At 65.7% G+C, this 12244-nt stretch carries 10 protein-coding genes and 2 pseudogenes; 5 read left to right on the top strand and 7 right to left on the bottom strand.

Translation table 11 applies throughout. The annotated features are described in order from the left end of the window. Nucleotides 1–10: 10 nt before the first annotated feature. Nucleotides 11–979, bottom strand: a complete 969-nt coding sequence (locus AC629_RS36915) for a cell division protein FtsX (protein WP_084809664.1) — start codon at nt 977–979, stop codon at nt 11–13. Then, on the bottom strand, nt 972–1631 hold the full coding sequence (gene ftsE / locus AC629_RS36910; RefSeq protein ID WP_084809663.1) for a cell division ATP-binding protein FtsE: 660 nt from the start codon (nt 1629–1631) through the stop codon (nt 972–974). Before ftsE ends, AC629_RS36915 begins: the two co-directional genes overlap by 8 nt. 179 nt (nt 1632–1810) lie before the next feature. Between ftsE and AC629_RS36905 the strand changes: the two genes are divergently transcribed. Then, entirely contained in the window at nt 1811–2689 is an 879-nt protein-coding gene (locus AC629_RS36905) for an MJ0042-type zinc finger domain-containing protein (protein WP_084809679.1), read from the top strand. Between the two features lie 36 nt (nt 2690–2725). Further along, on the top strand, nt 2726–3100 hold the full coding sequence (locus tag AC629_RS36900) for a response regulator (RefSeq protein ID WP_084809662.1): 375 nt from the start codon (nt 2726–2728) through the stop codon (nt 3098–3100). A gap of 113 nt (nt 3101–3213) precedes the next feature. Here AC629_RS36900 and AC629_RS36895 read toward each other — a convergent pair. Together AC629_RS36895 and AC629_RS36890 are read right to left on the bottom strand one after the other, a co-directional pair. Continuing rightward, a pseudogene (locus tag AC629_RS36895) lies at nt 3214–4362 on the bottom strand (DUF4175 family protein); the annotation flags it as partial. After that, on the bottom strand, nt 4350–6281 hold the full coding sequence (locus tag AC629_RS36890; RefSeq protein WP_084809661.1) for a TIGR02302 family protein: 1932 nt from the start codon (nt 6279–6281) through the stop codon (nt 4350–4352). The pseudogene AC629_RS36895 and the gene AC629_RS36890, both read right to left, overlap by 13 nt. 180 nt (nt 6282–6461) lie before the next feature. Here AC629_RS36890 and AC629_RS36885 point away from each other — a divergent pair, with 180 nt between their 5' ends. Further along, nucleotides 6462–6845 (top strand): carboxymuconolactone decarboxylase family protein, encoded by a 384-nt coding sequence (locus AC629_RS36885; RefSeq protein WP_084809660.1) that lies wholly within the window; start codon nt 6462–6464, stop codon nt 6843–6845. A 225-nt stretch (nt 6846–7070) separates the two neighbouring features. After that, nucleotides 7071–7979, top strand: coding sequence for an NAD(P)-dependent oxidoreductase (locus tag AC629_RS36880; protein WP_084809659.1), 909 nt, complete (start codon nt 7071–7073; stop codon nt 7977–7979). A 189-nt stretch (nt 7980–8168) separates the two neighbouring features. On the opposite strand, the gene lysA is transcribed toward AC629_RS36880, so the two are convergent. The 3 genes from lysA to argH form a co-directional block, all read right to left on the bottom strand. After that, nucleotides 8169–9434: a diaminopimelate decarboxylase gene (gene lysA / locus AC629_RS36875; RefSeq protein ID WP_084809658.1), complete on the bottom strand. Its 1266-nt coding sequence runs from the start codon at nt 9432–9434 to the stop codon at nt 8169–8171. A gap of 23 nt (nt 9435–9457) precedes the next feature. Beyond that, nucleotides 9458–9748 carry an LPS translocon maturation chaperone LptM gene (gene lptM / locus AC629_RS36870; protein WP_084809657.1) on the bottom strand — a complete coding sequence of 97 codons (291 nt, stop codon included), beginning with the start codon at nt 9746–9748 and terminating at the stop codon, nt 9458–9460. Between the two features lie 93 nt (nt 9749–9841). After that, complete coding sequence (argH, locus tag AC629_RS36865; RefSeq protein WP_084809656.1) at nt 9842–11239, bottom strand: argininosuccinate lyase; 1398 nt, start codon at nt 11237–11239, stop codon at nt 9842–9844. 140 nt (nt 11240–11379) lie between these two features. On the opposite strand from argH, the pseudogene tlpA reads away from it, so the two are divergent. Further along, nucleotides 11380–12044, top strand: a pseudogene (gene tlpA, locus AC629_RS36860) (thiol:disulfide interchange protein TlpA). Nucleotides 12045–12244: the final 200 nt, after the last annotated feature.

The following is a 12244-nucleotide window of genomic DNA, read 5'->3' as shown; positions in this document are numbered from 1 at the left end:
TTTATCGGACCTAATCGACGTCGTTCAAGGTCGCAAACAGCGTCTGGCGCGAAGCGACGGCGGTGATCGCGCCGATCAGTACCGCCTGCACCGCGAGCACGATGTAGCCGGACGGCCGCAGCGAGAAGGTGCCGAGCAGGGCTGCGAACTGGTCGCCGACCGGGGTACCCGAGAACCAGCCGGCGATCGACTCGGAGAAGCCGAACACCAGCATGGCGACACCGCCGCCGATCACGCCGCCTTCCAGGCCCAGCCTGAGGAAGTGGCGCAGGAAGCGGTTGGCGATATAGCGGTCGCCTGCGCCGACGAAATGCAGGACCTCGACGATCGGGCGGTTCGCCGCCATGGCGCCGCGGGTTGCGAACGAGACCGAAATGATGGTGGCGATGATGACGAGCGAGAGGATGCCGAGGCCGGCGATCACGATGGCATTTGTCATCGAGCGCATGCGTTCGATCCAGGCGCGGTGGTCGTCGACGGTTGCGCTTGGCGCCGCCTGCGCCACGCGGGCGCGCAACGCGCCGAGATCGAGCGGCGTGCCCGGTTGCACGCGCGCGATGATCATGCGCGGCACCGGCAGATCATCCATCGACAAGCCGGTGCCGAGCCAGGGCTCGAGCAGCTTTCCGCTCTCTTCCTTGGTGAACGGCTTGACCTCGACGATGCCCGCCTGCGCGCGCATCACCTCCGTCACTGCCGCGGTGTCGCGCTCGAGATCGCGGCCGGTCTGCGGGCGGACCTGGATGGTGATTTCGCTCGCGACATCCGACTGCCATTCGGCAGCGGAGGCGCTGACCAGGAGCACCGTGCCCGTCGCCATCGAAGCGAGGAAGGTCATGATGGCGACGACGGCGACCAGCGCGCGGCCGTGGATCGAGGCACGCGGCACGATCGGCGACATATTGCGCGCCTTGGCCGGAAGCTGCGGACGCTCCTGTCCGAGATCGACCAGCACGCCGCGTTCGTCGGTCCTACTCATAGACGTGCAGCCGTCCCTGATGCAGCACCAGCCGCCGCGCCTCATACTGGTCCATCAGGCCGATGTCGTGGGTCGCGATGATCACAGCGGTGCCGGATTTGTTGAGCTCGATGAAGAGCCGCAGCAGACGGCGGCCGAGCGTCGGATCGACGCTGCCGGTCGGCTCGTCCGCGAGCAGGAGCTGCGGCCGCGAGATCACCGCGCGCGCGATCGCCGCACGCTGTTTCTCGCCGCCGGACAGGATCGGCGGCAGCGCATCCATCCGCTCGCCGAGGCCCACCCAGCGCAGCAGATCGATCACCTCCTTGCGGTAGCTCGACTCGCTGCGGCCCATGACACGGAACGGCAACGCGACGTTCTCATACGTCGTCATGTGGTCGAGCAGGCGGAAATCCTGGAGCACGATGCCGATGCGCTTGCGCAAGTCCGCGATCTCGTCCTTGCCGAGTTGCGAAACATCGTGGCCGAACAGATTGACCAGACCGCGCGTCGGCCGGTGCGACAGGAACAGCAGTCGCAAGAGCGAGGTCTTGCCGGCGCCGGACGGGCCGGTGAGGAACTGGAAGGAATGGGCCGGGATCTGGAAGCTGAGGTCGCGCAGGATCTCCGGCCCCAGGCCGTAACGCAATCCGACATTTTCGAACCGAACCAAGTTCAGCTCCGTTCGAGAGGGGACGATGGCCGCGCTGTGGCGCTCCACCACGCGCGATCAAGGGGTTGTGCGGCCGTTATGGTTTCCGGTTCGTTAACGGTCGCCCTGTAGCATCCAGGGTGCCCGGTTCCCGACGACCGGGGCCGCGTCAAGACTCGTCCATGCATCAAGGCTCGTCCATGCATATTGTCTGCCCCCATTGTACGACATCCTACGCCATCAAGCTTGCGAGCCTGGGGGCGAACGGGCGAACGGTCCGCTGCTCCCGCTGCAAGGAGACCTGGGTCGCCTATGCCGAGGATGCCATCGAGGAGGCGTCCGTTCCGGCCATGGCCGCAGCCAGCCAGGCCGAGGACCAGTCCGACCGCGCCGAGCAGTGGAATTCCTATGCCAAGGACGATGCCGCCGCCGACACACCAGTGGTCGACAGCCCCTCGATCGCCAGCGATTGGCCGGACGAGGAAGTCAGTCGGATCGCGGACGAATGGTCGGCCGCGGCCCGGTCCGCTGAAGACGACGAAGCCGGTGCGCAGCATCAGTCCTGGTTCCGCGGCCTGTCCCACCGCCGCGGCGCACGGGTGAGCCGCCCGGCCGCCACCACGGCTCCGCAAAAATCCTATTTCGGCCTGCCGACTGCCTGCGCCGCCATGGGCGCGCTCGTGCTGGCCCTGATCATCTGGCGCGGCGACATGGTGCGGCTGCTGCCGCAGACGGCCGCCTTCTACAAGGCGGTCGGACTTGAAGTTAATTTGCGCGGGCTGGCCTTCAAGGACGTCAAGCTCTCCAGCGAGACGGTGGACGGTAAGCAGGTGCTCGTGATCGAGGGCGTGATCGTGGGTCAGGGCAAGAAGCCGCTCGATATACCGCGCCTGCGCTTTGCGGTGCGCGACGCGCAGGGCGCCGAGATCTACGCCTGGAATACGGTGCTGGAGCAGACCGTGCTGCAGCCCGGTGAGCGCGCCTTCTTCCGGTCGCGCCTGGCTTCGCCGCCGCCGGAGGGCCGCAATATCGACGTGCGCTTCTTCAACCGGCGCGACATTGCCGGCGGCAGCGTGTAATCAGCCTCGCAGGGTCCCGCGCGGGAGGTTGGTCCCATGCCAAAAATCTTGATCGCCGACGACGAGGATTCGATGCGCCAGCTCGTGGCGCGCGCCATCGCCATGGACGGCCACGAAACCATCACCGCGCAGGATGGCGCCGAGGCGCTGGAGATCCTGACCCGCGAGGACGGCGCGTTCGATCTGCTCCTCACCGACATCCAGATGCCGGTGATGGACGGCATCGCGCTGGCGCTGTCTGCCGCGCGCGATTTCCCCGACCTGACCATTTTGCTGATGACTGGATTTGCCGACCAGCGCGAGCGCGCCTCGAACCTGAATGCGCTGGTGCATGACGTCGTGACCAAGCCGTTCTCGGTCGCCGACATCCGCACCGCGGTGGCGGATGCGCTGGCGGCGAAGAAGGGGTAGCGGCCCGGTGTTGTAGCCCGCCCGTAGCCCGGATGAGCGAAGCGACATCCGGGAACGCTGGCCCCGGATGTCGCTTCGCTCATCCGGGCTACAAGAAGAGGCGATCGCCTCATAAAATCCTTCAGCAGTCGCTCGATATAGTCGAGCTCGATCTGCGGGCGCGAGGTATCGCCGAGGCGGCGGCGCAGCTCTTCGAGGATGCGGCGGACGCGCTGGGCGTCGATCTCTCCGGGGATCTTGACCGTGTAGTCGTCGCCGAACTCGCGGCCGTGAAGAGGCCGACCGAGCGGATCGGTCTGATTGCCGCCGCTCTGCTGGCGGCCGGCCCGATTGCCGGGACCATCCTGCCCGTCGCCATCGCCCTGCTGCATCGCCTCGGCCATCTTCTGTGCGCCCTTGCGCAAGGCCTCGAGAGCTTTCCCCTGCGAGTCCACGGCACCGTCCGCATTGCCCTCGCCGAGCTTCGAACCGGCATCGCCCATCGCACCATCGGCGGTGTCCAGGCTGCTATCGTCGTCGCCCTGGTCGCCGTCCTGATCGTCGCCATCCTGGCCGGGCTGTCCCTGCTCGGCCTGCTGACCTTTCTGCCCCTGCTGCTTCTGGCCCTTTTGTCCCTTCTGCGTGAGGCCGCGCTTGGCGAGTTCGTCCTGCAGCTTCTTCAGCCGGTCGCGCAGCGCCTGCTGATCCTGCTGGAGGTCCGACATCGACTGGTCGCCCTGCTGCTTGCCCCGCGAGCGGTCACGCCGGGAGTCCTGGCCCTGCTTGAAAGTCCTGTCGCGCAATTGCTGCTGCTTGCGGATCATGTCGCTGAGCTCGTTGAGTGCCTGCTCCATCTCGCTTTCGCCGGATTGCCCCGGCTGCGCCATCTGCAGATTTTCCATGATCTGCGCGAGCTGCTCGAGCATGCGCTGGGCCGCCTCGCGATTGCCTTCGCGCGCCGCCTTCTCGATCTGCTTCAGGAGATCGTCCAGATCCCGTTGCGTGATGACGGAACGATCGCGATTGGAGGATTGGCTTCTTTCCGTGGCGCGCTTGTATTCCTCGAGCTTCTGAATCGCATCGGATTGATTGTTCAGGCTTCGCCCGGACTCCTTCTGCCTGAGGCTGTCACCGGAGTCCTGCATCGCCTTTTCCGCGCTATCAAGCAGCGCATCAGGATCCTGATCTTGCTGGGCATGAGCGACCGGGACGCCTCCCAACAGGAAGGCGAGACAGGCGATCGACATCGCCTTCAAGACTGGCACGCGTCCTAGCTTCCGCATTTCCGGTCTCGCGTAAACTGGTTGGCCCCCTCGTCGCCCCCCTTTGCCCGGCTGTTGGCCGATTTCCGATAGGCCTGCAGCTGCAGGCGCAATGCGTCCTGCTGCTGCGCCAGCTCTTCGAGCTGCTCCGGCGTAGCATTCTGGGTCTTCTGTCGCAGCTCGACGGCCTTGTCGAGGATGAGCTGAACCTCCGCGGGGAACGGCTGCCGAGGTCCAAGCGGATTTTGCTCGGCGCGCCGGGCGAGATCGCGCACCTTGCCAGCCATCGCCTCGCGCAGCTTTTGCGTCAGCACCCTGATCTCGTCCTCGCTGGCGCCGCGTTCCAGCGCCCGCTTGAGCGCATCCTGGGCCGAGCGCAGCGCGGCGTTGACACTGCCGGCTACACCGTCGTCCTCGATGGTGACCGCGAACGCCCACATGCTCGCCACCACATCGCGCAGCGCGTCGTCGGTGCGGGCAGCCTCGAGCTGGAGCGCAAGACTGCGCAGGCCGAGATAGCAGCCGGCATCCGGCGTGAACAATTCGGGCGCGATCATCAGCGCGTCGAGCGCGGCGTAGACGTCGGAATTCTTGTTGGCGTCGAGCGCGAGGATGCGGCGCTGCTCGATCAGCGCGCGCGCAAGCGAGTTCGTGAAGAGCCGCTCGGGCAGGCGCATGTTGAAGGGCTCGCTCCTGGCCTCGTTGCCGGCCTCGTCCTTGGCGGTGAGCGTGAGCGTGACGTCGGCGCCGGCATAGGGGTCCTCGCTGAGGTCCTTCACCGTCTGGCCAACGCCGTTGCGGGTGCGCGCGTTCGGCAGCACGAGCGGAAACTGCGGCGGCTGGAACAACGGCCGCGCGGCGTCCTTGCTGCTATCCTTATTGCCATCCTTGGCGTTGGCCGGGCGCAGGCCGATCTGCGCATCGGCGCTGGTGACGCCGTAATCGTCCTCGATCTTGTAGGAGAGCTGGAGCGCGCCGCGTGCCTGGCGCTCGGGATCCTTGACGAGCGCAATCGTCGGCGCGCGGTCCGGCGTTGCCGTGAAGGCCCATTGCGGCTGGCCGGAGGGCGCGCGGACATGCGCGGTGCCGTCGCCGGTAATGGCAAAATGCTTCTCGTTGGTGCCCTTGGGCGTGGCCTCTGCGGGGGCAACCTCCTTGAGGCCGCCGGAGGTCACGACATCCAGGTTGCCGCCGGAGGAGCGCACGATCAGGGTCGAGCCGGCGGGAACGGCAAGCGGGCCGCTGGCGGGCAGCGCTGCGGCCTCCTTGTTGGCGGCCGACAGAATGACCGGCGGCCTGCCGGTGTAGAGCGGCGGGGTGACCCAGGCGTCGACGCGAACGTTCGCCGGCGCCAGCACGCCGTTCCAGTCGAAGGCGGCCCCGAGCCGCATCGCACGCTCGTCGCCGGCAGCAAAGAAGGTCGCAACCAGCATCACCATGACCAGCGCACGCAGCGCCCAGGGATCGTGCAGAGCGATCCGCGGGTGCGGCAGACCGGCACGGATGCGCTTGATCGAGGCCAGCGTGCGCTCGCGCTGCGCCTGCCACAACGCCTGCGCGACCGGATCCTGCGAGGTCAGCGTGTCCGTGAGCGTGGTGGCCGGGCGGTGACGGATACCGGAGCCATGGTCGAGGCGGCTCAGAGCCTCCTCGCGGCTCGGCCAGCGGAAGCGAAGCAACGGGAACAGGGCGGCAATCGCGATGCCGGCGAAAACGACGAGGCCGATAGCACGAGCGACGAACGGCACGGCCAGCCACAGGCCAGCCCAGGACACCACCAGGAACAGGCCGACAACGGTCAATAGCCGCGCCAAATGCGGCCAGGCACGCTCCCACGCGATGGCATAAGTGGCCCGCTTGAGGGCCTGCGCCAGCTTCAGCCGCGACAGAGCGTCGCCATCGCGGATCGGGTCTGACGGGTCGGGGGTGACGCCGTTCAATCAATTCTCCAAGTTACCCGAAGTTGCCCGGTCGAACGAAGCGTATCACAACGGCGGTACTGAGGCATCCGTTCCTGTACGGGAGACACCCCTTTTCCCGCATAACACGAGGACGTGACTGACCGTGCGCAACCCCGTAATTTCCGCGCCGCCATTCCCAAGGGAAATGAAGGAAACGTCATGGACAAGAAGATGCACGACAAGGGCCTGGAAGTCCGCAAAGCGGTGCTGGGCGAGGCCTATGTCAACAACGCCCTGAAGAACGTCGACGACTTCAACCGTCCGTTCCAGGAGATGCTCAACGAATATTGCTGGGGCACCGTGTGGGGCCGCGAGGAGCTGCCGCGCAAGACCCGCAGCATGCTCAACATCGCGATGATCGCGATCCTCAACCGCCAGCACGAATTTCGCGCGCATCTGAAGGGGGCGCTCACCAACGGCGTCACCCGCGACGAGATCCGCGAGATCCTGATGCAGGTCGCGATCTATGGCGGCATGCCGGCCGCAGTCGACAGTTTCAGGATCGCGCGCGAGGTGTTCGCGGAGATCGACGCCAAGGCGTGAGGAGTTAGCTCTCTCGTCAATGTCGTCCCGGGGCGCGCGGAGCGCGAGCCCGGGAACCATAATCACAGGCCGATGTGGTTAGCGGGACTCGGAGTGATCGCTGTCGCGCGAACAACTTCTCCCTGGGGATATGGGTCCCGGGCTCGTCGCTTCGCGATGCCCCGGGACGACGAGCGGAGAATGTGACTCTGCTCTCACGCACAACAACAAGCACAAGGAAACACCATGAATATCGGATTCATCGGCCTCGGAAACATGGGTTTCCCGATGGCGCGGCGCTTGATCGAGGCCGGGCATAAGCTCGTCGTGTTCGACACGCGCAAGGAGGTCGTCGACAGACTGGTTGCGCGCGGCGCTACTGCTGCGACCTCGCCGAAGGACGTCGCGGACCAGGTCGAGACGGTGATGGCGAGCCTACCCTCGCTCCAGGCCTCGCTGGAAGTCGCCACGGGCGCGAGCGGCGTGATCGAGGGCAAGCGCGCCAAGCGCTTCATCGATCTCTCCACCGTCGGATCGACGATGGCCTCAAAAATTCACGGCCTGCTCGCCAAGCGCAATATTGTGCAGATCGACTGCCCTGTGTCCGGCGGCGTCGGCGGCGCCGAGAAGGGCACGCTGGCGGTCATGGTCTCCGGGCCGAAGGCGGAGTTCGAGCTTCTCAAGCCCGCGCTCGACGTGATCGGAAAGGTGTTCTTCATCGGCGAGAAACCCGGCGCGGCGCAGACCATGAAGCTCGCCAACAATTTCCTCTCGGCCACCGCGATCGTAGCGACGTCGGAAGCCGTCGTGATGGGCGTGAAAGCCGGGCTCGATCCCGCCGTGATGATCGACGTCATCAACGCCGGCTCCGGCATGAACACCGCAAGCCGCGACAAGTTTCCGCGCTCGGTGCTGCCGCGCAGCTTCGATTTCGGTTTCGCCACCGGATTGATGGTCAAGGACGTGCGGCTGGCGCTGGAGGAGATGAAGCAGCTCGGCCTATCGATGGAGGTCGCGGATGCGGTCGGACGGTTGTGGGAGACCGTGATCAGCGTTGAAGGCGCCGATTCCGATTTCACCGCGGCGATCAAGCCGATCGAGAAGAAGGCGGGCGTCGTAGTGGGTGGCAAGCCAGGTGGACTGGCGGGGAAGTAGCCGTCCCCGTCCCACACTCTCCTCGTCGTCCCGGGGCGCGCAAAGCGCGAGCCCGGGACCGATAACCACAGGCGGACGTGGTTACGGGGACTCGGAGTTACCAGCTTCGCACAACAACCGCTCCCTGGGTCCCCGCCTTCGCGGGGACGACACCGAGTGTGAGGCGCGCTTATACCGCCCCTCGCACGCTCACAGCCACGGCGCCGGCGTGTCCATCGCGATGAGCTGCTCGATCTCGATGCGCGGGCGCACCACGGCGTACTGGTCGCCCTTCACCAGCACCTCGGGCACCAGCGGCCTCGTATTGTACGTGCCGGCCTGCACCGCGCCGTAGGCGCCTGATGTCATGATGGCGAGAAGATCGCCGGGCTTCGGCGTCGGCAGCGTGCGATCGAGGGCGAGATAGTCGCCGGTCTCGCAGACGGGACCGACGACGTCGGCCATGATGGTCGCCGCATCCTTGGCAGGCTGCGTCACCGGCAGGATGTCGTGATGGGCCTCATACAGCGTCGGGCGGATCAAATCGTTCATCGCGGCGTCGATGATCACGAAGTTCTTGCCGTCGCCGTGCTTCACATAGATGACCTTGGCGACGAGAATGCCGGCATTGCCGACGATCATGCGGCCCGGCTCGAACATGAGCGTGCAGCCGAGATTGTGGCTGACGCGTTTGACCATGGCGGCATAGGCGTCGGGCGCAGGCGGCGCCTCGCGGTCCATGTAATAGGGAATACCGAGGCCACCGCCGAAATCGACGTGCGAGATGTCGTGGCCGTCGGAGCGCAGCGTCTGCACGAATTCGGAGAGGATGCGGAACGCGGTCTCCATTTTGGAGAGGTCGGTGATCTGGCTGCCGATATGCACATCGGTACCGGTCACCTTGATCCCCGGGAGTTTCGCGGCGCGCGCATAGACCTCGCGCGCATGCGCGATCGGGATGCCAAACTTGTTCTCGGACTTGCCGGTGGAGATCTTTGCATGCGTACCGGCATCGACATCCGGATTGACGCGCACGGAGATGCGCGCGGTCTTGCCCATCTCGGTCGCAAGGCGCGACAACAACTCCAGCTCGGGCTCGGATTCGATATTGAGACAGAGGATGTCGGCGGCGAGCGCGGCACGCAGTTCGGCCTCGGTCTTGCCGACGCCGGAGAACACGATCTTGCTGCTGGGAATGCCCGCGGCCAACGCGCGCTTCAATTCGCCGCCCGAGACCACGTCGGCGCCGGCCCCGAGCTTGGCCAGCGTGCGCAGCACCGACTGGTTGGAGTTCGCCTTCATGGCGTAGCAGACCAGGACCTTCTCGCCCGCGAAGGCATCAGCGAAGACGCGGTAGTGGCGCTCGAGAGTCGCGGTCGAATAGCAATAGAACGGCGTGCCGACAGTTGCGGCCAACTCGGACAGGTTCACCGCCTCGGCGTGCAGCACGCCGTTGCGATAGTCGAAATGGTTCATGGCGTTGGCTCAGTTGCCCCAGCCTATCGGCCGGGCTTTTCGTCCAGGAGCGGGTCGAGAATAAACGATCTTTTCTTGCCGGTGGACGCCGCGGGCGCGGCGTCTGCACCGTAGGTGGGATTGAACACGCTGGGCGTCTTCTGGGCTTCGGTCTCGGTGTCGGTCGGCGCGGCGATATTGGCCGTCGAGGCACTGGAGGCGGTCGGCGGCAAATCCAGCGGGCCCTTGCGGCCGCAGCCGGCAAGCGCAAGCGCCGTCAGGCTAAGGACAATGATGGCCCATCCCGAGCCGGCCGGGCGAAACTTTGACGTCACGACGAAATCCCCAATACGCGGCGCGCACCATACAGAGATTGGCGCGCTCTGGCGAGAGCCGGATGACCATGAAACATAAGCGAAATTTTGCCTTCAGCCCGATTTTCGCTCTTTTTCCAGCCGCTTCGCCCAGGCCTTTGCCTGGGACGCCACATTCTTCGGCGCGGTGCCGCCAAAGCTGGTGCGGCTCTTCACGGACGATTCGACCGAGAGCACGCCGAGCACATCCTTGGTGATCTTTGGCTCGATCGCCTGCATGTCCTTGAGCGGCAGCTCGTGCAGCGCCACGCCGCCCTGCGCGGCCTTGGCCACGATCCGGCCGGTGACGTGGTGTGCCTCGCGGAACGGCATCTTCAGCGTCCGCACCAGCCAATCGGCGAGATCGGTCGCGGTGGCGTAGCCCTCGCCGGCGGCCGCCTTCATCCTGGCCTCGTCGGGCGCGAGGTCGCGAACCATGCCGGTCATGGCGCGGATCGCCAGCGACAGCGCGGCAAAGCCCTCCATCGCACCCTGCTTGTCCTCCTGCATGTCCTTTTGATAGGCGAGCGGCAGGCCCTTCATGACGATCAGCAGGCCGTTGAGCGCGCCGATGACGCGGCCGGTCTTGGCACGCACGAGCTCGGCGGCGTCCGGATTGCGCTTCTGCGGCATGATCGACGAGCCGGTCGTGAACTTGTCGCTGAGGCGGATGAGGCCGACCAGCGGCGAGGTCCAGATCACGATCTCTTCGGCAAAGCGCGACATGTGCACCGCGCAGATCGAGGCCGCCGACAAGGTCTCCAGCACGAAGTCGCGGTCAGAGACCGCATCGAGCGAATTCGCCATCGGGCGGTCGAAGCCAAGCGCCTTCGCGGTGGCATGGCGGTCGATCGGGAACGAGGTGCCGGCGAGCGCGGCCGCGCCGAGGGGAGATTCATTGAGCCGCTTGCGAGCGTCCTGGAAACGGCCGCGATCGCGCGCGGCCATCTCGACATAGGCGAGCAGGTGATGGCCGAAGGTGACGGGCTGCGCGGTCTGCAGATGCGTGAAGCCCGGCATCACGGTTCCGGCATGCTCCAGCGCGCGCTCGACCAGCGCCTGCTGGAACGCCGCGAGCGCCGCATCGGTCTCGTCGATGACGTCGCGGACGAAGAGACGAAAATCGGTCGCGACCTGGTCGTTGCGCGAGCGCGCGGTGTGCAGGCGGCCGGCGGCCGGCCCGATCAGCTCGGAGAGACGGCTCTCGACATTCATGTGAATGTCCTCGAGCGCACGCTTGAACGTGAAGCCGCCCTTGCCGATCTCTGACAAAATCGTGTCTAGACCCTTGCCGATATTTTTCGCATCAGAGGCCGTGATGATGCCCTGGCTGGCGAGCATCGCGGCGTGGGCCTTGGACGCGGCAATGTCCTGGGCAAAGAGGTGACGATCGACGTCGATGGAGACGTTGATCTCTTCCATGATCTCATCGGGACGTTCCGAGAACCGGCCGCCCCACATCTTGTTGCTCATGATCCCCTGCTCACGTCTTGCCTGTCGCGCTGCTAGCGGCCGTTTTCGTCGCTGCGCGGCCCTGCCGCACGTTTGCTGGCCGCCGCCAGCCGTATTAAGAGGCCCCTGATAGCCATATCTGCGACCGGATGACAAACGATATGCTCGACAAGAAGCCCTCCGCCACGCGCCGGATCCCCATCGTCATCGCCACCGTGGCGGTCGGAGGGCTGGCCGGCTTCGCCGCGCTGTATGGCCTGGGCCTGAGCCGGGCCCCATCGGGCGATCCGGCCTGCAAGGCCGCGGTGGCGACGGCGCAGAAGATCGCCCCGCTCGCCCATGGCGAGCTGGCGGCGCTGACCATGGCGAGCGCCCCTTTGAAGCTGCCCGACCTCGCCTTCGAGGACGCCGACGGCAAGCCGAGGAAGCTGTCCGATTTCCGCGGCAAGACGCTGCTGGTGAACCTCTGGGCCACCTGGTGCGTGCCCTGCCGCAAGGAAATGCCGGCGCTGGACGAGCTCCAGGGCAAGCTTTCGGGCCCGAATTTCGAGGTGCTGGCGATCAACATCGACACCCGCGATTCCGAGAAGCCAGGGCTTTCCTGAAAGAGGCCAATTTGACCCGGCTCGGCTATTTCAGTGACCCGAAAGCCAAGGTTTTTCAGGATCTTAAGGCCATAGGCCGGGCGCTGGGCATGCCGACCTCGGTGCTGGTCGATCCGCAGGGCTGCGAGATCGCGACGATCGCGGGGCCGGCGGAATGGGCGAGCGAGGACGCGCTCAAGCTGATCCGCGGGGCCGTCAGCCCGGCTGCGGCTAAATTCTAGACGATTGCACAAAAGTTGGGCTAGGACCGCTCCCGATCGTTCAAGATTGGAGAATGCGAGATCGTGGTTCAAATTGACGAAAAGCTCGAGCCTATCCTTACGGAGGTGCTGTGACCTTGCCCCCAAGTTTTATCCAGTTCTGAGTTCGCTCCGGTGGTTGGATTTGCCCGGTTGGGCGGTGGGAGCGACGGGAGCTGGCG

The organism is Bradyrhizobium sp. NAS80.1, from assembly GCF_001908205.1.
GTDB lineage: Bacteria > Pseudomonadota > Alphaproteobacteria > Rhizobiales > Xanthobacteraceae > Bradyrhizobium.
Note: the sequence above shows the minus strand (reverse complement) of the source record. Positions and strands in the feature narration are given on the sequence as shown.